Source organism: Streptomyces sp. NPDC031132 (assembly GCF_055570595.1).
Genome location: NZ_JBVIGX010000004.1, coordinates 232,214 through 251,635, shown reverse-complemented (window position 1 = coordinate 251,635; position 19,422 = coordinate 232,214). Strand labels below are relative to the sequence as shown.

Below are 19,422 nucleotides of genomic sequence, written 5' to 3'. Positions count from 1 at the left end.
CCCGTGGTTCTGCCCCTAAGCAGAGAAGCGCAAAGACGGGAACACCCTCCGCAGACCCACACAAAAAACACCCCCTCCCCCCCCCCCCCCCCCCCCCCCCCCCCCTCCCCCCCCCTCCCCTCCCCCCCCCCCCCCCCCCCCCCCCCCCCCCGCTACCAGGCGTACGCGCTCGCCGCCCGGCACCTGCCGCGCGGCCTCGTGGCCGAGAGGCTGCCGCGCAAGCGCCGGGCGCCGCAGCAGTAGAGGCAGGGAGCGTCAGAGCTCGGTGACCTTGCCGTCCGCGACCTCCAGGCGGCGGGTCACGTGCACCGCGTCCAGCATCCGGCGGTCGTGCGTGACCAGCAGCAGGGTGCCCTCGTACGCGTCCAGGGCCGACTCCAGCTGCTCGATCGCCGGAAGGTCCAGGTGGTTCGTGGGCTCGTCCAGCACCAGCAGGTTCACCCCGCGGCCCTGGAGCAGCGCCAGGGCCGCCCGGGTGCGCTCGCCGGGAGACAGCGTCGCCGCCGGGCGCAGCACGTGCACGGCCTTCAGGCCGAACTTGGCCAGCAGGGTCCGTACTTCGGCCGGCTCGGTGTCCGGGACCGCCGCGCAGAAGGCCTCCAGCAGCGGCTCGTCCCCGAGGAAGAGCCCGCGCGCCTGGTCCACCTCGCCGATCAGCACACCCGAACCGAGCGTGGCCGCACCGGAGTCGGGCGCCAGTCGGCCGAGCAGGACGGCGAGCAGGGTGGACTTGCCCGCGCCGTTGGCGCCGGTGATCGCCACCCGGTCCGCCCAGTCGATCTGCAGGCTGGCCGGGCCGAAGGTGAAGTCCCCGCGCCGCACGGCTGCCTCGTTCAGCGTGGCGACGACCGAGCCGGAGCGCGGCGCCGCCGCGATCTCCATGCGCAGCTCCCACTCCTTGCGGGGCTCCTCGACGACATCGAGCCGCTCGATGGCGCGCTGCGTCTGACGGGCCTTGGCGGCCTGCTTCTCGCTGGACTCGCCGCGCAGGTTCTTGCCGATCTTGTCGTTGTCGCTCGCCTTGCGGCGGGCGTTGCGGACGCCCTTGTCCATCCAGTTGCGCTGCATCTGGGCGCGGCCTTCCAGGGCCGCCTTCTTGCCCGCGTACTCGTCGAACTCCTCGCGGGCGTGCGATCGGGCCCGCTCGCGCTCCTCCAGGTACGCGTCGTAGCCGCCGCCGTAGAGGTTGATCTGCTGCTGGGCCAGGTCCAGTTCGAGGACCTTGGTGACCGTCCGGGTCAGGAACTCGCGGTCATGGCTGATCACGACCGTGCCCGCGCGCAGGCCCTTCACGAACCGCTCGAGGCGCTCCAGGCCCTCCAGGTCCAGGTCGTTCGTCGGCTCGTCGAGCAGGAAGACGTCGTAGCGGGAGAGCAGCAGCGAGGCGAGGCCCGCGCGGGCCGCCTGGCCGCCGGACAGCGCGGTCATCGGCAGGTCCAGGCTGACGGCGAGGCCGAGCTCGTCGGCGACCTCCTGGGCCCGCTCGTCGAGGTCGGCGCCGCCGAGGTTCAGCCACTGGTCCAGCGTCGTCGCGTACGCGTCGTCCGCGCCCGGGGTCCCGTCGACCAGGCCCTGGGTCGCCGCGTCCAGCGCCGTCTGGGCGGCGGCGACGCCCGTACGCCGGGCCAGGAACTCCCGTACGGACTCTTCGGGGCGCCGCTCCGGCTCCTGGGGCAGATGGCCCACGGCGGCGGAGGGCGGGGAGAGCCGCAGCTCACCGGTCTCGGGCGTGTCCAGTCCGGCGAGCAGGCGCAGCAGGGTGGACTTCCCGGCGCCGTTGACGCCGACGAGGCCGATGACGTCGCCGGGGGCGACGACGAGGTCGAGATCGGCGAAGAGCGTGCGCTCACCGTGCGCGGCAGTGAGGTTCTTGGCGACGAGGGTTGCAGTCATGGTCCGTCGATCCTATCCGCGCCCCTGCGCGCCGCCGGACCGTGGCCGTAAAGGTGGGATGGCCGTCATTGCGGTCATCGGCCGGGCGTCACACCATGGGGTCATGTCGTTGCGAAACGTGCTCGTCGTCCTCTACGACGGCGTGCAGAGCCTGGACGTGACCGGGCCCGTGGAGGTGTTCGCCGCGGTCGCCCGCTTCCCGGGGCGGGCGGGGGACGGGTACGCGATCCGTACGGTGTCCCCGGGCGGGGCGCCCGTACGGACGAGCAGCGGGCTCACGCTGGTGCCGGACGCGGACCTGGCGAGCGCGAGGCCGGGACCGGGGACGACCGTGCTGGTGCCGGGAGGGCAGTACCGGGGGGACTTCGAGCCGCGGCTCACCGCATGGCTGCGCGCGCACGGGGGAGGCGCGGAGCGACTGGTCTCCGTCTGCACGGGCGGGCTGCTGCTCGCCGAGGCCGGGCTGCTGGACGGGCGGCGGGCCACGACGCACTGGTACGTGTGCGAGCAGATGGCCCGGGACTACCCGAGGGTGACGGTCGAACCGGATCCGATCTACGTACGGGACGGCCGCGTGGCCACCTCGGCCGGGGTCACGGCGGGGATCGACCTCGCCCTGGCACTGGTGGAGGAGGACCACGGTCGGGAGATCGCGCTGGAGATCGCGCGCCACCTGGTGGTGTTCCTGCGCCGGCCCGGGAACCAGGCGCAGTTCAGCGCGCAGCTGGCGGCGCAGACCGCGCAGCGGGATCCGTTGCGGGAGGTGCAGCAGTGGATCACGGAGCATCCGGGCGCGGACCTGAGCGTGGAGTCCCTGGCGGCGCGGGCCAGGCTGTCGCCCCGGCACTTCGCGCGGGCCTTCCAGGCGGAGACGGGGGTCACGCCGGGCCGCTACGTGGAGCGGGTGCGCGTGGAGCACGCGCGGCGCCTCCTGGAGGACACGGGGGACGGGGTGGCCCAGATCTCCCGCGCCTGCGGCTACGGCACCCCGGAGGCCCTCCGGCGGGCCTTCGTGAGGACCCTGGGCCAGCCCCCGGCCGAATACCGCCGCCGCTTCGGTCCCGACCACCCGTAGACCGCCGCTCAGCAGGTACGGCACCGCTCATCAGGTACACCCCCACTCAGGAGGAAACATGCAGATCGCAGTCCTGCTCTACGACCGGTTCACCGCGCTCGACGCCATCGGGCCCTTCGACACCCTCGGGCGGCTTCCCGACGCCGAGGTCGTGTTCGTCTCCGAGCGGCCCGGGCCGGTGCGGACCGACAACGGGGCACTGGCCCTCGTCGCCGACAAGGGGCTCGACGAGGTGACCCGGCCCGACATCGTCATCGTGCCCGGCGGGCCCCACCCCGAGCTGGAGATGGAGAATCCGGCCGTCATCGACTGGCTGCGCGCCGTCGACGCCACCACCACCTGGACGACCTCCGTCTGCACCGGCTCGCTCCTCCTGGCCGCCGCCGGGCTGCTCGAGGGGCGGCGGGCCGCGGGCCACTGGCTCTACCTGGACCGGCTGCCCGCCTTCGGCGCCGAACCCACCGGCGAGCGCGTCGTGTACGACGGGAAGTACGTCACAGCCGCCGGGGTGTCCTCCGGCATCGACATGGGCCTCGGCCTCCTCGGCCGCATCGCCGGCGAGGAGTACGCCCAGACCGTCCAGCTCATGACCGAGTACGACCCCCAGCCGCCCTACGACGCCGGCTCGCCGGACAAGGCCCCGGCCGAGATCGTGGCGCGGCTGCGCGCGGTCAACCCGCTCCACCCCCGGTAGTCCAGCCGAACGACGGGGTACGGCGTTCCAGGAACGCGGCGACGCCCTCCGCGGTGTCGCCGCTTCCGGCCGCCTGATCCGCCCAGTACCCGGCCCGGTCCGTCCGCCCGTCCGCGAACTCCTTGGCCGCGGCCTGCGTCAGCTGCGAGCGGGTGGTCAGGACGCGGGCGAAGTCCGCGACGCGCTTGTCCAGTTGCCCGGCCGGCAGCAGCTCGTTCAGGAAGCCCGCGCGCAGCGCGTGCTCGGCGTTGATCAACTCGGCCGAGAAGAGGAGGTACTTGGCCACCGCCGGGCCGACCAGCGCGGCCAGCCTTCGGGTCGAGGACGCGGGGTAGACGATGCCCAGCCTCGCCGGGGTCACCCCGAACGACGCCCCTTCTTCGGCGAAGCGCAGATCGCAGGCCGCAGCCAGCTGGCTGCCGCCGCCCACGCAGAATCCGCGGATCGCCGCGAGCGTCGGCTTCGGGAAGGCGGCCAGGGCCTCCTCCGCCGCCACGGCCAGCGCCTGCGGTTCCGCGTCCCCGGCCAGGGAGGAGATGTCGGCCCCCGCACAGAAGGTCGGGCCGGCCCCGGTCAGGACGAGCACCCGTACGGCCGGGTCGGCCGCGAGCCCGTCCAGCAGCTCGGGGAGGGCCCGCCACATCGCCGCGGTCATGGCGTTGCGCTTGGCGGTATGCGAGATGACGACGGTGGCGACCCCGTCCGCGACCGTGTGCAAGAGCGCTGCTTCCATGCGCCGGATGCTATCCCGGTGGGCCGAACCTATGATCAAGGGGAGTCCGTCCGGGGGGTGCTGAAAGGTGGCACGACCATGGGCGCAGACCGTTCCGCGGCCGGGACCGGGACCGGCGCCGGGGCCGGATCCACTGCCGAGGCCAAGGACAAGAAGCAGCTCGAGCGCAGTTTCGGGCTGCTGGCCGTGCTCGGGGTGCTCCTGGTGGTGGCCGGGCTGGTGGGTCTGTTCTACGCCGCCTTCGCCACGCTGACCACGATGTTCCTCTTCGGCTGGCTGCTGCTGGCCGGCGGCCTGGTGGGCCTGGTCCAGGCGTTCCAGTCCCGCAAGAGCAACCACTTCTGGCTCGCCGTCGTCGTCGCCGCGATCAACATCGCCGCCGGTTTCGTGATCCTGCGCCGGCCCGAGGCGAGCGCCGAGGCGCTGACCATGTTCGCCGCGCTGTTCTTCCTCATCGGCGGGCTGTTCCGGCTGGTCGGGGGCCTGGTGGTACGCGGGTCGCACCTGTGGCTGAACCTGGTCCAGGGAGCCTTCGGCATCCTGTTGGGCTTCCTGATCCTCTCCAACTGGCCGGGCAACAGTCTCTACGTGATCGGAACCTTCTTCTCCCTCGCCCTCCTGTTCGACGGGCTGAGCCTGCTGGTCCTGGGCATGAGCGCCCGGCGCATCCTGGGCTTGGTCAGGGAAGACGAGGTCCCGGCGGCCGCGGGCGGGGCGGGTGGTGCGGCCGAGAAGGGTCCCGCAGAAGATCAGGAACAGTCGCACAACTGACGCTGTCATACGCCAACGGTCAGAAAGCGTCCGATTGACGCTGACTTCTGGTCAGGGGTCCGGCACGGACCGGCCCGTTCCCCACTCTGGACGCGTGGAGACGATCGAGCGTGAAGACGGGGGCCGGAAGATGGATGTCAGCGGGAGCGTCCCGCCAGCCAAGGAGGGTGAGCCGGAAGCCCCGGCCGACCCCCTCGCGTACGAAGGCGTGTGGCGGTTCACCGTGCCCGCTGTAGAAGAATCCGTTCCCCAGTGCCGCCGCGCCGTCCGCGACCTGCTCGGCCGCCAGGGCGTCCCGGCCTCCCGGGACCTGGTGTACTCGCTGCTGCTGATCGTCTCCGAACTGGTGACGAACTCGGTCCGGCACGCGGCCCTGCTCTCGCCGGAGGTCGCGGTCGAGGTCGCCATCGGCCGGGAGTGGGTACGGGTGGCCGTCGAGGACAACCACCCGTACCGCCCCAAGGCGCTGGAGGCGGATTTCGGCCAGACCGGCGGACGGGGCCTGCTCCTGGTGCGCGAGGTCACCCGTGAGTCCGGCGGGGTGTGCGACGTCGAGCACACGTCGACGGGCGGCAAGGTCATCTGGGCGGCCCTGCCGCTCACCCCGCCGACCGCGCCGGCCGCGCGGACCCCCGCGGTCTGAGCCGCCCCGAGGTTCGAACCCCGAGCTCCGAACCCCGCAGTCCGGGACCGGCGTCAGCAGCGGCGTACGGGCTACCAGCCCGCGGCTTCACCCGTCAGTTCCCGGATCGCGGGCCGGGCCGCGTCCAGCACGGTCATGAACCACGCGGAGAACGGCGCCTCGGCGTGCCGCTTGGCCAGCTCCTCGGCGGTCACGAACGCGGTGTCGCCGACCTCCTCCGGATCCGGCTCCAGCTGTGCCTGTGCCAGTCCCACGAACAGGTGGTTGTACTCCTGCTCCACCAGACCCGAAGCGGGGTCCGGGTGGTTGTAGCGGACGGTCCCCGCCTCGGCGAGCAGCGAGGGCGACAGGCCCAGCTCCTCGTGGGTCCGCCGGGCCGCCGCCGCGAACGGCGACTCCCCGGGGTAGGGGTGGCCACAACAGGTGTTCGACCAGACGCCGGGTGAGTGGTACTTCCCGAGGGCGCGCTGCTGGAGGAGCAGGCGGCCCTGCTCGTCGAAGAGGAACACGGAGAAGGCCCGGTGCAGCAGACCCGGCGCCTGGTGGGCGGAGAGCTTCTCCGCCGTGCCGATGGTGTTGCCGGACTCATCGACCAGTTCGAGCATGATCGGTTCCTGAGTGCCGGTGCCGGGGGACGCGGTGTTCGCGGCGGTGGCTGGTGTGGTCGGCATACCCATCCTTCGCTTCGGACTTCGGCCTTCAGTCTGCCGTACAAAAGAGGCTTGTCCCCACTTCGGCGATCCGCGCATGTCTGCCCCCGCCGCGTGGTAAGCGGCGAGAGCCAGATCACACGAGCGGTCAGATCCCGAAGGGTGCCGGGTACGTGATCGTGCCCTGAGGGACGGGCGCGGAGGCGTCCAGCGCCAGCGCCATCATCGCCTCGTCGGGCACCTCGAACGGCGCCCGGATCCCGAACCGCGAAGCCGGTACGAAGCCGAAGCGCGGGTAGTACGTCGGATGCCCGAGGACCAGCACCAGCGCCTCCCCCCGCTCCTTCGCCGCCGCGAGCAGCGCCCGTACGACGGAGCTGCCGGCGCCCGAGCGCTGGTGCGCGGGATCGGTCGCCACCGGCGCGAGGGCGAGGGCCGGGACCCCGTCGACCTCGCAGCGGGTCAGCAGGGCGTGCGCCGCCACCGACCCGTCCGGGCCCTCGGCCACGTACGACAGCCCCGGCAGCCAGGAGGCGTCCGTGCGCAGCGCGTCCACGAGATCCGCCTCGAGCGGGGTCTCGAACGCCGACAGGTTGACGGCCCGTACGGCGGCCGCGTCGGCCGGGGTCTCGGGCCGGGTGCGCCAGACGCCGTGGCCGTTGTCCGTGTTGTTCTTGTCACCAGTGATGTCGGTCAACGTGAACCCTTTGGTTTGTGGTACCCGGGCGTGATCGTCAATGATGATCGCGCCAGGGCCCGAGGCCCCGGATCATTCGGCTTATCGGGGAGCAAACGGGTGATGAACCCCGGCTTCCTTTCATCCGATAGCCTCTGCCGACGTGCCGCCGCCCCCACCAGACGGCCGTCCAGTGTTCGCTGCAAGGAGTGAGTTCGTCTGTCGACCGTCATCCTCACCGGCCTGCCGGTCCCCGGATCACCGCTCACCGACGAGCTGCGCTCCCTCGGCTTCGACGTCCGCCCGGCCGCCGGGCCTGAAGACACCGCCGCGGTGCTGGCCGGCGTACCCGCCGACCAGCGCGTCGCCGTCGTCGACAGTGCCTTCGTCGGGCACGTCCACGCGCTGCGGCTCGCGCTGACCGACCCGCGCTTCGACGCCTGCGCCGTGACCGGCGCCGTCGCCGTCCAGCCGGGCGCCCGCGCGGCCCTGGACAAGGCCGCGGCCCTCCCGGCGGAAGGCGACGGCCCGTACGCGGACCGGCTCGCCGCCGCCGTCGAGGCCGCCGGGACCACCGTCCAGCGCCCCGAGCTCGGCACCCTGGTCGCCGCAGTCCCCGCCACCGACGCGGAGCGCGCCGCGGCGGACGCCGCCGTCGCCGCCGTCGACGACGAGGCCGTGCGCCTGCGCACCGCCGTGAAGTCCCGCGACGGGTTCTTCACCACCTTCTTCATCAGCCCGTACTCGCGCTACATCGCCCGCTGGTGCGCGCGCCGCGGCCTGACCCCGAACCAGGTCACCACCGCCTCCCTGATCACCGCGCTGATCGCGGCCGGCTGCGCCGCCACCGGCGAGCGCTGGGGCTACGTCGCGGCCGGCGTGCTCCTCCTCGTCTCCTTCGTCCTGGACTGCACGGACGGGCAGCTCGCCCGCTACTCGCTCCAGTACTCGACGATGGGCGCCTGGCTCGACGCGACGTTCGACCGCGCGAAGGAATACTCCTTCTACGCGGGCCTCGCGCTCGGCGCGGCCAGGAACGGCGACGACGTGTGGGCCCTCGCGCTCGGCGCGATGATCCTCATGACCTGCCGCCATGTCGTGGACTTCTCCTTCAACGAGGCCAACCACGACGCCACGGCCAATACGAGTCCCACCGCGGCCCTGTCCGACAAGCTCGACAGCGTCGGCTGGACGGTCTGGGTCCGGCGGATGATCATCCTGCCGATCGGCGAGCGCTGGGCCATGATCGCGGTGCTCACCGCGGCCACCAGCCCCCGGATCGTGTTCTACGCCCTGCTCGTCGGCTGCGCCTTCGGCGCGCTCTACACCACCGCCGGCCGGGTCCTGCGCTCGCTGACCCGCAAGGCGACCCGTACCGACCGGGCCGCGCAGGCCCTGGCCGACCTCGCGGACTCGGGCCCGCTGGCCTCGATCGGCGTCGCGCTGGCCAAGGGACGTCCCGTCGCCCCGCTGCTGATGACCCTCGCCGGCAGCGTGCTGATCGTCGGAGGCGCCCTGCGCAGCGGGTACGGCGTGCCCTGGCTCGTCGGGACCGCGGTGTTCTACGTCATAGCCACCGGCGCGGCCGTCTCCCGCCCCCTCAAGGGGGCACTGGACTGGCTCGTCCCGCCGCTGCTGCGGTGCGCCGAGTACGTGACCGTACTCGTGCTCGCCGTCAAGGCGGACGTCCCCGGAGCCCTTCCGGCCGCATTCGGACTGGTCGCGGCGGTCGCCTACCATCACTACGACACGGTCTACCGCATCCGCGGCGGCTCCGGCGCACCGCCGAGGTGGCTGGTGTGGACGATCGGCGGACATGAGGGCCGGGTCCTGCTGACCGTGGTCCTGGCCGCCGTCCTGCCCCGTGACGCGTTCCCCGTCGCGCTCACGGCCCTGGCCGTGTTCGTGGCAATCGTGGTGCTCGTGGAGAGCATCCGCTTCTGGGTCTCCTCCGGGGCACCCGCCGTACATGACGAAGGAGAACCAGCATGATCGGCCTTGTACTCGCTGCCGGTGCCGGACGCCGCCTGCGTCCCTACACCGACACCCTGCCCAAGGCCCTCGTGCCCGTCGGCCCCGCGGGCGACGAGGAAAGCCTGACCGTGCTGGACCTCACCCTCGGCAACTTCGCCGAGGTCGGCCTCACCGAGGTCGCGATCGTCGTCGGCTACCGCAAGGAAGCCGTCTACGCGCGCCGGGAGGCCCTGGAGGCCAAGTACGGCGTCAAGATCACGCTGATCGACAACGACAAGGCCGAGGAGTGGAACAACGCCTACTCCCTGTGGTGCGCGCGTGACGTCCTCAAGCAGGGTGTGATCCTCGCCAACGGCGACACCGTCCACCCGGTCTCCGTCGAGCGGACCCTGCTCGACGCCCGCGGCAACGGCCAGAAGATCATCCTCGCGCTCGACACGGTCAAGAACCTGGCCGACGAGGAGATGAAGGTCGTCGTCGACGACGCCAAGGGCGTCCAGAAGATCACCAAGCTGATGGAGCCCTCCGACGCCACCGGCGAGTACATCGGCGTCACGCTCATCGAGCCGGAGGCCGCCGAGGCCCTCGCCGAGGCGCTGAAGACCACCTTCGAGCGCGACCCCGACCTGTACTACGAGGACGGCTACCAGCAGCTCGTCAACGACGGCTTCGTCATCGACGTGGCCCCCATCGGCGACGTCAAGTGGGTCGAGATCGACAACCACGACGACCTCGCCAAGGGCCGGACGATCGCATGCCAGTACTGACGAGGCTCATCCCCTCCCCGGTCGTCGTCGACATCACCCGCGGCGCCATGGACGACCTGGCCGGCCTCCTGGCCGACCAGCGGATCTCGGCGTCCGGGAAGCTGGCGATCGCGATCAGCGGCGGGTCCGGCCAGGTGCTGCGCACCAAGCTGGAGCCCGTACTGCCGCACGCCGACTGGTACCCGGTCGTCGACGGCACCATCGACTCCGCCGTCAAGCTCGCCGACGACATAAAGGGCCGTCGCTACGACGCCGTCGTCGGCCTGGGCGGCGGCAAGATCATCGACGTGGCCAAGTACGCCGCGGCGCGCGTCGGCCTGCCCATGGTGGCCGTCGCCACCAACCTGGCGCACGACGGCATCTGCTCGCCGGTGGCCACGCTCGACAACGACAACGGCCGCGGCTCCTACGGCGTGCCCACGCCGATCGCGATGGTCATCGACCTCGACGTGATCCGCGACGCCCCGGTGCGGTTCGTCCGCTCCGGCATCGGCGACGCGCTCTCCAACATCTCGGCCATCGCCGACTGGGAGCTCTCGCACAAGATCACCGGGGAGCCCGTGGACGGCCTGGCCGCCGCCATGGCCCGTACGGCCGGCGAGGCCGTCCTGCGCCACCCCGGCGGCTGCGGCGACGACGCGTTCCTCACCGTGCTCGCCGAATCCCTGGTGCTCACCGGCATCGCCATGTCGATCAGCGGCGACACCCGGCCCGCGTCCGGCGCCTGCCACGAGATCAGCCACGCCTTCGACCTGCTCTACCCCGGACGCTCCGCGCTCCACGGCGAGCAGGTCGGCATCGGCGCCGCCTTCGCGATGTTCCTGCGCGGCGCCGAGGAACAGTCCGGGCTCTTCGTCGAGTCGATGCGCGGGCACGGGCTGCCCGTGCTGCCCGCCGAGATCGGGTTCAGCGTGGACGAGTTCGTCGCGGCCGTCGAGTACGCCCCCCAGACCCGTCCGGGACGCTTCACGATCCTGGAGCACCTCAATCTGTCCGCAGCCGAGATCAGGGACGCTTACGCCGACTATGCCAAGACCATCCGTAGCTGAACTCCGGCCCGTCGTTCACCCGCCGGGCGTCAAGGACCGGCGCAGTGGCGAGCACTGGGGCGGTCGCCTGTACATGCGCGAGATCTCCCTGCGCATCACCCGCGTCCTGGTGAACACCAAGGTCACGCCCAACCAGCTGACCTACGTGATGACCCTCGCCGGTGTCCTGGCCGCCCCGGCGCTGCTGATCCCGGGCATCTGGGGCGCCGTCCTCGGCGTGGTCATGGTCCAGCTGTACCTGCTGCTCGACTGCGTCGACGGCGAGGTCGCCCGCTGGAAGAAGCAGTTCTCGCTCTCCGGCGTGTACCTGGACCGGGTCGGCGCCTACCTGTGCGACGCGGCGGTCCTCGTCGGCTTCGGCCTGCGCGCCTGCGACCTGTGGGGCACCGGGCGGATCGACTGGCTGTGGGCGTTCCTGGGCACCCTCGCGGCCCTCGGCGCCATCCTGATCAAGGCCGAGACCGACCTGGTCGGCGTCGCCCGCCACCAGACCGGCAAGGAGCCCGTCGCGGAGGCCGCCGCCGAGCCGCGCTCCTCCGGCATGGCGCTCGCCCGGCGGGCCGCGTCCGCGCTGAAGTTCCACCGGCTCGTCCTCGGCATCGAGGCCTCGCTGCTCATCCTGCTGCTGGCCGTCCTGGACCAGATGCGGGGAGACCTGTTCTTCTCCCGGCTCGGCGTCGCCGTGCTGGCCGGCATCGCCATGCTCCAGACGGTGCTGCACCTGGTGTCGATCCTGGCCTCGAGCAGGCTCAAGTGACGACGCCGATGCGGCTGGGCGCCGTGATCATCACCATGGGCAACCGGCCCGACGAGCTGAAGGCGCTCCTCGACTCGGTGGCCCGCCAGGAGGGCGACCCGATCGAGGTCGTCGTCGTGGGCCAGGGCGTCCGGGTCACCGGGCTCCCCGAGGGCGTGCGCTCCGTCGAGCTGCCCGAGAACCTGGGCATCCCCGGCGGCCGCAACGTCGGCATCGAGGCCTTCGGCCCCGGCGGCCGCGAGGTCGACGCGCTGCTCTTCCTCGACGACGACGGGCTGCTGGAGCGCACCGACACCGCCGAGCTGTGCCGCCAGGCCTTCGCCGAGGACCCGGAGCTCGGGATCGTCAGCTTCCGGATCGCCGATCCGGAGTCCGGCGAGACCCAGCGCCGGCACGTGCCCCGGCTGCGCGCCGCGGACCCGATGCGCTCCTCCCGCGTGACCACCTTCCTGGGCGGCGCCAACGCCGTCCGCACGGAGGTGTTCGAGCAGGTCGGAGCGCTGCCGGACGAGTTCTTCTACGCGCACGAGGAGACCGATCTGGCCTGGCGGGCACTCGACGCAGGGTGGCTGATCGACTACCGGGCGGACATGGTGCTCCTGCATCCGAAAACCTCCCCCTCCCGGCACGCGGTCTACCACCGTATGGTGGCCCGTAATCGGGTGTGGCTCGCCCGCCGCAACTTGCCCGCCCCGCTGGTCCCGGTCTACCTGGGCGTCTGGCTCCTGCTGACGCTGCTGCGCAGACCGTCGGCACCGGCGCTCAAGGCCTGGTTCGGTGGATTCAAAGAGGGATGGACCACCCCCTGCGGTCCCCGGCGCCCCATGAAGTGGCGTACGGTCTGGCGGCTGACCCGGCTGGGCCGACCGCCTGTCATCTGACACGCCCACGTCTGAGAACATGGCGCGATCACGGAACATGCGTGATCTCGAACATGCAAGATCACGGGCCGAGCGCCCCAGGCCCGATGCCACCTTCTGCCGCATCTTGAAGACGGAAAGTTTCAACTTGTGAGTGACACAACCCAGGATGGCGCCCTCGCCACGAGCAAGCCGCCGTCCGAAGACGCGGGGCTGGCCCCAGCGGAGCTCGCCAGGAAGTACGGCCTGTCCGTCAGCGGTGCCCGGCCGACCCTGGCCGAATACGTGCGGCAGCTCTGGGAGCGGCGCCACTTCATCATGGCGTTCTCCCGGGCCAAGCTGATGGCCCAGTACAGCGAGGCGAGGCTCGGCCAGATCTGGCAGGTGGCGACCCCGCTGCTCAACGCGCTGGTGTACTACCTGATCTTCGGTCTGATCATGAACGCGGGCCGGGGGATGGAGAAGGGGGTCTACATCCCCTTCCTGGTGACGGGCATCTTCGTCTTCACCTTCACCCAGAGCTCGCTGATGGCGGGGGTCCGGGCCATCCCCGGCAACCTCGGCCTGGTCCGCGCCCTGCACTTCCCGCGCGCCTCCCTGCCGATCTCCTTCTCGATGCAGCAGCTCCAGCAGCTGCTGTACTCGATGATCGTCGTGGTGGTCGTCACGGTCGGCTTCGGCAACTACCCGAGGCTGTCGTGGCTGCTGGTCATCCCGACCCTGGCGCTCCAGTTCGTCTTCAACACCGGCCTCGCGCTGGTCTTCGGGCGGATGGGTTCCAAGACCCCCGACCTCGCGCAGCTGATGCCGTTCATCACACGTACGTGGATGTACGCCTCGGGCGTCATGTTCTCGATCAGCGGGGCGCTCGAGGACAGGCACGTGCCCGCGTGGGTCACGGACGTGCTCCAGTGGAACCCGGCGGCGATCTACATGGACCTGGTCCGGTACGCGCTGATCGACGACTACGGCCGGGAGAACCTGCCGCCGCACGTCTGGGCCTTCGCCGTCGGCTGGGCCGTCGTGATCGGGCTCGGCGGTTTCGTGTACTTCTGGAAGGCTGAGGAGCGTTACGGCCGTGGCTGAGATCAACCGGGACAGCAACGTCCCCACCGTCATCGCCGACGACGTGCACATCGTCTACCGCGTCAACACCGGCAGCTCCGGCAAGGGCAGCGCCACCGCGGCGCTGAGCAAGATAATGCGCCGGGGCAAGGGCGATGCGCCGGGCGTCCGCCGGGTGCACGCCGTGCGCGGCGTCACCTTCACCGCGTACCGCGGCGAGGCCATCGGAGTCATCGGCTCCAACGGCTCCGGCAAGTCCACGCTGCTGCGCGCCATCGCCGGCCTGCTGCCCTGCGAGTCCGGCAAGGTCTACACCGACGGCCAGCCCTCGCTGCTGGGTGTCAACGCCGCACTGATGAACGACCTCACCGGTGAGCGCAACGTGGTCCTCGGCGGTCTCGCGATGGGAATGAGCCGCGAGCAGATCCGGGAGCGTTACGACGACATCGTCGACTTCTCGGGCATCAACGACAAGGGCGATTTCATCTCCCTTCCGATGCGCACGTACTCCTCGGGTATGGCCGCGCGCCTCCGCTTTTCCATTGCGGCGGCGAAGGACCACGACGTTCTGATGATCGACGAGGCCCTGGCCACCGGTGACCGTAAGTTCCAGGTGCGTTCCGAGGAGCGCATCCGCGAACTGCGCAAGCATGCCGGAACCGTTTTCCTGGTGAGCCACAACAACAAGTCCATCCGCGACACCTGCAGCCGCGTGCTGTGGCTGGAGAAGGGTGAACTCCTGATGGACGGGCCCACCGAGGAAGTCGTCTCGGCCTACGAGAAGGCGACCAGCGCCTGACGCGGCCCTGCCGGCCCCCGTCGCCTCGGGCGGCGGGGGCTTCGGCATGCCCGGGACGCCCGGCGCCGACATTCGGTAGCGGAGTGAATACCCGAGAGGCTGCCGCGGCGTTGTACAGCGTAAGCTGGAGCAGGCCTCAATCGCGGTCAGAGGGGACGATTCCCCGCAGGTGAACGGCCTGGGGTACCCCGGGGAAAGTCCGGCGGCGTGTCCGAAATAGGATGTATTGGGTCGGCAGTGTAGAACGGGAGATGTGACGGCAATGGCTACGGGAATTCTCCGGCCCCCAGGCATTACGGCCGTCTCCCGCGCGGGCGGCGGGCGGTGACCCCCGGGCACGGTATCCGGCCACGGCGGGACGCGGCCCCCACAGCCCCCGACACCCACGCGCGCGCCACCCTCGGCAAGGCGCGGACGGAGAACTTCCCCGTCGCCCCGTCCTTCCTCCCGCGCGCCTGGCGCGACGGCCTGATGGCGGTGTACGGGTACGCCCGCCTGGTCGACGACATCGGCGACGGCGACCTCGCCCCCGGCGGCCACGACGCCGTCCTCCTCGGCCTCGACCCGGCCGCCGCGGACGACCGGCTCGCGATGCTCGACGCCTTCGAGGCGGACCTACACCGCGTATTCGGCGGCTCCGACGGACCGCCGCGCCACCCCCTGCTGCTGGCCCTCCGGCCCGTGGTCCGCGCCCACGGCCTCACCCCGGAGCCCTTCCTCGGGCTCATCGAAGCCAACCGCCAGGACCAGCACGTCACGCGCTACGAGACGTACGGCGACCTGCTCGCGTACTGCGAACTCTCCGCGAACCCGGTCGGCCGCCTCGTGCTGTCCCTCACCGGCACCAGCACCCCCGAGCGGATCCGCCGCTCCGACGCGATCTGCACCGCCCTGCAGATCGTCGAACACGTACAGGACGTCGCGGAGGACCTCGACCGGGGCAGGATCTACCTCCCGGCCGAGGACATGCGCCGCTTCCGCGTGGCCGAGGCCGACCTCAAGGCCCACCACGCCGGAGCGTCCGTACGGTCCCTGGTCGCGTTCGAAGCCGAACGCGCCCGTGACCTCCTGAATGAAGGCACCCCGCTCGTGGGTAGCGTGCACGGCAGGCTCCGGCTGTTGCTCGCGGGCTTCGTGGGAGGAGGGCGCGCCGCCCTGAGAGCCGTCACCGCCGCCGGCTTCGACGTACTCCCCGGCCCGCCCAAGCCCACCAGGAGCGGCCTGCTCCGCGAGGTGGCCGCCGTCCTGCGCACAGCGCCGAGAAAGGGGTGAGCCCGACCGTGGAGGGTTCCGCACACACGTCCGCACCGTCCGCACCGGTCCTGGCGGCCTACAGCTACTGCGAGGCCGTCACCGGTTCGCAGGCGCGCAACTTCGCGTACGGCATCCGACTGCTGCCCTCCGACAAGCGGCAGGCGATGTCCGCGCTGTACGCCTTCTCCCGGCGCGTGGACGACATCGGCGACGGCGCGCTGGCCCCCGAGGCCAAGCTCGTCCGGCTCGAGGAGACCCGCACCCTCCTCGGCCGGATCCGGGCCGAGGAGATCGACGAGGACGACACGGACCCGGTCGCCGTCGCCCTCGCCCATGCGGCCCGCCGCTTCCCGATCCCGCTCGGCGGCCTCGACGAGCTCATCGACGGCGTCCTGATGGACGTCCGCGGCGAGACCTACGAGACCTGGGACGACCTCAAGGCGTACTGCCGCTGCGTGGCCGGAGCCATCGGGCGGCTCTCCCTCGGCGTGTTCGGCACGGTGCACGCCGGAGGCCTCGGCGCATCCGACGCGGCGCGCGCCGACGAGTACGCCGACACCCTCGGTCTCGCCCTCCAGCTCACCAACATCCTGCGCGACGTCCGCGAGGACGCCGCCAACGGGCGCACCTACCTGCCCGCCGAGGACCTCGCCAAGTTCGGCTGCTCGGACGGGTTCGGGAGCGACCGGATGCCCGCCGGGGCCGACTTCGCCGGGCTCGTCCACCACGAAGTCCGGCGCGCCCGCGCCCTGTTCGTCGAGGGCTACCGGCTGCTGCCCATGCTCGACCGGCGCAGCGGCGCCTGTGTCGCCGCCATGGCCGGCATCTACCGGCGCCTCCTCGACCGGATCGAGCGGGAGCCCGATGCGGTGCTCCGCGGCCGCGTCTCGCTGCCCACGCACGAGAAGGCGTACGTCGCCGTCCGCGGCCTGTCCGGCCTCGACGCCCGGACCATCTCGCGCCAGAGCGCCCGGAGGCGGCCTTGACGAGCCCGACGGTCATGCCGACCGCCCCTGCACCGCACCGCACCGCGCAGCCCGCCGGCCCGCAGGCAACCACTGCGCGGGCCGCCGCGTCTCACCGTGCGGGCTCTGCCCGTACGGCCGCCCCGGCGGGCAGCAGCCGTACGACGGGGGAGAGTGCATGAGCGGCAGCGACAACCGAGCCGTCGTCATCGGCGGCGGCCTCGCCGGAGTGACGGCCGCCCTCGAACTCGCCGACGCAGGAGTGCAGGTCACCCTGCTCGAAGGCCGCCCGCGGCTCGGCGGGCTCGCGTTCTCCTTCAAGCGCGGCGAGCTCACCGTCGACAACGGCCAGCACGTCTACCTGCGCTGCTGCACCGCCTACCGGTGGTTCCTCGACCGCGTCGAGGGCGCCGCCCTCGCACCGCTGCAGGACCGGCTCGACGTACCCGTACTCGACGTCGCCCACCCCGGCGGGCCGCGCCTGGGCCGGCTGCGCCGCACCGCCCTGCCCGTACCCCTGCACCTGGCGAGCTCCCTGGCCCGCTACCCGCACCTCTCGCTCGCCGAGCGCGTGAGCGTCGGCCGCGCCGCCCTCGCACTGCGCCGGCTCGACCCCGCCGACCCCGCGCTGGACGGCCTGGACTTCGCGACCTGGCTCGGGCGGTACGGCCAGAGCCCGCGCACCATCGAGGCCCTGTGGGACCTCGTCGGCATCGCCACGCTCAACGCCACCGCCGCCCAGTCCTCGCTGGGCCTGGCCGCCATGGTCTTCAAGACCGGCCTGCTCTCCGAGAACGGCGCCGCCGACATCGGCTGGGCCTCGGTCCCGCTCGGCGAACTGCACGACACCCTCGCCCGCAAGCAGCTCGACGCCGCCGGCGTACGCACCGAACTGCGCACCCGCGTCACCGCCGTCTCCCGTACGCAGGACGGGAACTGGCGCGTCGACACCGAGGGCGAGTCCCTCGACGCGGGCACCGTCGTCCTCGCCGTCCCGCAGCGCGAGGCCCACGGACTCCTGCCGCCCGGCGCGCTCGCCGACCCGGACAAGCTCCTCGACATCGGCACCGCGCCCATCCTCAACGTCCACGTCGTCTACGACCGCAAGGTGCTCAAGCAGCCCTTCTTCGCCGCGCTCGGCTCCCCGGTCCAGTGGGTCTTCGACCGCACCGACTCCTCCGGGCTGCCCGACGGCGGCCAATACCTGGCCCTGTCCCAGTCGGCCGCCCAGGACGACATCGACGAGCCCGTCTCGGTGCTGCGCACGAAGTACCTGCCCGAGCTGGAACGGCTGCTGCCGGCCGCTCGGGGCGCCAAGGTACGGGACTTCTTCGTCACCCGGGAGCGGACGGCCACGTTCGCCCCCACCCCCGGCGTCGGCCGGCTGCGCCCCGGGGCGCGGACCGACACGCCGGGCCTCTACCTCGCCGGTGCGTGGACCGCCACCGGTTGGCCCGCGACCATGGAGGGCGCTGTCCGCAGCGGACTGAGCGCGGCGCACGCCGCACTCGCCGCACTCGGCCGCCACCGGGAGCACCCCCTGCAGGAGGCGGCATGACGACCACCAGCACGACCGCAGCAGCACGTACAGGAACCAGAGGAGAGCCAGTGAACCCGGGGAATCCGGCTGTCGAGAACACGGATGCCGGCAACGGCGCAGCCGGAGGGGGCGTGGAGAAGGCGGACACGATCGCCCTCCTGGAGCGCGGCCGCGCGCTGTCGACCCCCGTGCTCCGCGCCGCGGTCGACCGGCTCGCGGCGCCCATGGACACCGTCGCCGCGTACCACTTCGGCTGGATCGACGCCCAGGGCAACGCGGCCGACGGCGACGGCGGCAAGGCCGTCCGCCCCGCCCTCGCGCTGCTCTCCGCCGAGGCCGCGGGAGCCGCGGCCGAGGTCGGCATCCCCGGAGCGGTCGCCGTCGAGCTCGTCCACAACTTCTCGCTGCTGCACGACGACCTGATGGACGGCGACGAGCAGCGCCGCCACCGCGACACGGTGTGGAAGGTGCACGGCCCGGCCCTCGCGATCCTGGTCGGCGACGCGCTCTTCGCCCTCGCCAACGAGGTCCTGCTGGAACTCGGCACCGTCGAGGCCGGCCGCGCCGCGCGCCGGCTGACCACCGCCAGCCGCAAGCTCATCGACGGCCAGGCCCAGGACATCTCCTACGAGCACCGCGAGCGCGTCAGCGTCGAGGAGTGCCTGGAGATGGAGGGCAACAAGACCGGCGCCCTGCTCGCCTGCGCGGTCTCCATCGGCGCCGTCCTCGGCGGCGCGGACGACCGTACGGCCGACAAGCTGGAGGAGTACGGCTACCACCTCGGCCTCGCCTTCCAGGCCGTCGACGACCTCCTCGGCATCTGGGGCGACCCGGAGTCCACCGGCAAGCAGACCTGGAGCGACCTGCGCCAGCGCAAGAAGTCCCTGCCGGTGGTCGCCGCCCTCGCGGCGGGCGGACCCGCCTGCGAGGAGCTCGCGCAGCTGCTCGCCGCCGACGCCAAGAGCAACGACTTCGAGAACTTCTCGGAGGAGGAGTTCGCGGCCCGCGCCGCGCTCATCGAGGCCGCGGGCGGGCGCGAGTGGACCGCCGAGGAGGCGCGCCGCCAGCACGCGATCGCCATCCGCGCGCTGGACGACGTGGACATGCCGCAGCGGGTGCGCGAACAGCTCGTCGCCCTCGCCGACTTCGTCGTCGTGCGCAAGAGGTGATCGCCACCCGAGCAGGGATATGACTCGCGAGTCGCCGGCCGGCGCCCCCTGACAGGAGCGCCCGGCCGACGGCATACCCCAGCACAGC

Annotated in this window: 20 protein-coding genes (1 of these 20 running past the window's edge); 16 read left to right on the top strand and 4 right to left on the bottom strand. The window is 72.0% G+C overall.

Features of this window, described 5'->3' with window-relative positions; all coding sequences use genetic code 11:
- A protein-coding gene (locus tag ACZ49B_RS08780; protein ID WP_468302118.1) for an SDR family NAD(P)-dependent oxidoreductase crosses the window boundary here: on the top strand, positions 1-19 show its end. The gene continues 758 nt to the left of window position 1, outside the view; 19 of the gene's 777 nt are visible here — the last part of the coding sequence; its start codon lies off the left edge, out of view; it ends in the stop codon at positions 17-19.
- 236 nt (positions 20-255) lie between these two features.
- On the opposite strand, the gene ACZ49B_RS08775 is transcribed toward ACZ49B_RS08780, so the two are convergent.
- Positions 256-1,893 (bottom strand): ABC-F family ATP-binding cassette domain-containing protein, encoded by a 1,638-nt coding sequence (locus tag ACZ49B_RS08775; protein ID WP_468302115.1) that lies wholly within the window; start codon positions 1,891-1,893, stop codon positions 256-258.
- A gap of 103 nt (positions 1,894-1,996) precedes the next feature.
- Here ACZ49B_RS08775 and ACZ49B_RS08770 point away from each other — a divergent pair, with 103 nt between their 5' ends.
- Together ACZ49B_RS08770 and ACZ49B_RS08765 are read left to right on the top strand one after the other, a co-directional pair.
- Positions 1,997-2,968 carry a GlxA family transcriptional regulator gene (locus ACZ49B_RS08770; protein WP_468302112.1) on the top strand — a complete coding sequence of 324 codons (972 nt, stop codon included), beginning with the start codon at positions 1,997-1,999 and terminating at the stop codon, positions 2,966-2,968.
- A 58-nt stretch (positions 2,969-3,026) separates the two neighbouring features.
- On the top strand, positions 3,027-3,662 hold the full coding sequence (locus tag ACZ49B_RS08765) for a DJ-1/PfpI family protein (protein WP_468302110.1): 636 nt from the start codon (positions 3,027-3,029) through the stop codon (positions 3,660-3,662).
- On the opposite strand, the gene ACZ49B_RS08760 is transcribed toward ACZ49B_RS08765, so the two are convergent.
- Entirely contained in the window at positions 3,640-4,395 is a 756-nt protein-coding gene (locus ACZ49B_RS08760) for an enoyl-CoA hydratase/isomerase family protein (protein ID WP_468302107.1), read from the bottom strand. The genes ACZ49B_RS08765 and ACZ49B_RS08760 overlap by 23 nt on opposite strands.
- Positions 4,396-4,473: 78 nt before the next feature.
- Between ACZ49B_RS08760 and ACZ49B_RS08755 the strand changes: the two genes are divergently transcribed.
- Both ACZ49B_RS08755 and ACZ49B_RS08750 read left to right on the top strand, forming a co-directional pair.
- Positions 4,474-5,166 carry an HdeD family acid-resistance protein gene (locus tag ACZ49B_RS08755; protein WP_468302104.1) on the top strand — a complete coding sequence of 231 codons (693 nt, stop codon included), beginning with the start codon at positions 4,474-4,476 and terminating at the stop codon, positions 5,164-5,166.
- 130 nt (positions 5,167-5,296) lie between these two features.
- Entirely contained in the window at positions 5,297-5,809 is a 513-nt protein-coding gene (locus ACZ49B_RS08750; RefSeq protein WP_468302477.1) for an ATP-binding protein, read from the top strand.
- A gap of 71 nt (positions 5,810-5,880) precedes the next feature.
- Here ACZ49B_RS08750 and idi read toward each other — a convergent pair whose 3' ends face one another.
- Together idi and ACZ49B_RS08740 are read right to left on the bottom strand one after the other, a co-directional pair.
- Complete coding sequence (idi, locus tag ACZ49B_RS08745) at positions 5,881-6,480, bottom strand: isopentenyl-diphosphate Delta-isomerase (protein WP_468302101.1); 600 nt, start codon at positions 6,478-6,480, stop codon at positions 5,881-5,883.
- Between the two features lie 127 nt (positions 6,481-6,607).
- Entirely contained in the window at positions 6,608-7,156 is a 549-nt protein-coding gene (locus ACZ49B_RS08740; protein WP_468302098.1) for a GNAT family N-acetyltransferase, read from the bottom strand.
- A 198-nt stretch (positions 7,157-7,354) separates the two neighbouring features.
- On the opposite strand from ACZ49B_RS08740, the gene ACZ49B_RS08735 reads away from it, so the two are divergent.
- The 11 genes from ACZ49B_RS08735 (at position 7,355) to ACZ49B_RS08685 (ending at position 19,334) form a co-directional block, all read left to right on the top strand.
- Positions 7,355-9,127: a DUF5941 domain-containing protein gene (locus ACZ49B_RS08735; protein WP_468302474.1), complete on the top strand. Its 1,773-nt coding sequence runs from the start codon at positions 7,355-7,357 to the stop codon at positions 9,125-9,127.
- Complete coding sequence (locus tag ACZ49B_RS08730; RefSeq protein ID WP_468302095.1) at positions 9,124-9,876, top strand: phosphocholine cytidylyltransferase family protein; 753 nt, start codon at positions 9,124-9,126, stop codon at positions 9,874-9,876. Before ACZ49B_RS08735 ends, ACZ49B_RS08730 begins: the two co-directional genes overlap by 4 nt.
- Positions 9,864-10,925: an iron-containing alcohol dehydrogenase family protein gene (locus tag ACZ49B_RS08725; protein ID WP_468302092.1), complete on the top strand. Its 1,062-nt coding sequence runs from the start codon at positions 9,864-9,866 to the stop codon at positions 10,923-10,925. The genes ACZ49B_RS08730 and ACZ49B_RS08725 overlap by 13 nt, the downstream gene beginning before the upstream one ends.
- Positions 10,903-11,682 carry a CDP-alcohol phosphatidyltransferase family protein gene (locus ACZ49B_RS08720; protein ID WP_468302089.1) on the top strand — a complete coding sequence of 260 codons (780 nt, stop codon included), beginning with the start codon at positions 10,903-10,905 and terminating at the stop codon, positions 11,680-11,682. The genes ACZ49B_RS08725 and ACZ49B_RS08720 overlap by 23 nt, the downstream gene beginning before the upstream one ends.
- Positions 11,683-11,690: 8 nt before the next feature.
- The gene (locus ACZ49B_RS08715; protein ID WP_468302472.1) at positions 11,691-12,563 is read left to right on the top strand and encodes a glycosyltransferase family 2 protein; all 873 of its coding nucleotides are present in this window, start codon (positions 11,691-11,693) and stop codon (positions 12,561-12,563) included.
- A 129-nt stretch (positions 12,564-12,692) separates the two neighbouring features.
- On the top strand, positions 12,693-13,628 hold the full coding sequence (locus tag ACZ49B_RS08710) for an ABC transporter permease (protein WP_468302086.1): 936 nt from the start codon (positions 12,693-12,695) through the stop codon (positions 13,626-13,628).
- Positions 13,621-14,406 (top strand): ABC transporter ATP-binding protein, encoded by a 786-nt coding sequence (locus tag ACZ49B_RS08705; RefSeq protein ID WP_468302083.1) that lies wholly within the window; start codon positions 13,621-13,623, stop codon positions 14,404-14,406. The genes ACZ49B_RS08710 and ACZ49B_RS08705 overlap by 8 nt, the downstream gene beginning before the upstream one ends.
- Positions 14,407-14,748: 342 nt before the next feature.
- The gene (hpnC, locus tag ACZ49B_RS08700) at positions 14,749-15,678 is read left to right on the top strand and encodes a squalene synthase HpnC (protein ID WP_468302469.1); all 930 of its coding nucleotides are present in this window, start codon (positions 14,749-14,751) and stop codon (positions 15,676-15,678) included.
- Positions 15,675-16,646: a presqualene diphosphate synthase HpnD gene (gene hpnD / locus ACZ49B_RS08695; protein WP_468302080.1), complete on the top strand. Its 972-nt coding sequence runs from the start codon at positions 15,675-15,677 to the stop codon at positions 16,644-16,646. The genes hpnC and hpnD overlap by 4 nt, the downstream gene beginning before the upstream one ends.
- 157 nt (positions 16,647-16,803) lie before the next feature.
- Positions 16,804-18,183, top strand: coding sequence for a hydroxysqualene dehydroxylase HpnE (hpnE, locus tag ACZ49B_RS08690; RefSeq protein ID WP_468302077.1), 1,380 nt, complete (start codon positions 16,804-16,806; stop codon positions 18,181-18,183).
- Positions 18,184-18,233: 50 nt separating this feature from the next.
- Entirely contained in the window at positions 18,234-19,334 is a 1,101-nt protein-coding gene (locus ACZ49B_RS08685; protein WP_468302074.1) for a polyprenyl synthetase family protein, read from the top strand.
- The last annotated feature ends 88 nt before the right edge of the window (positions 19,335-19,422 follow it).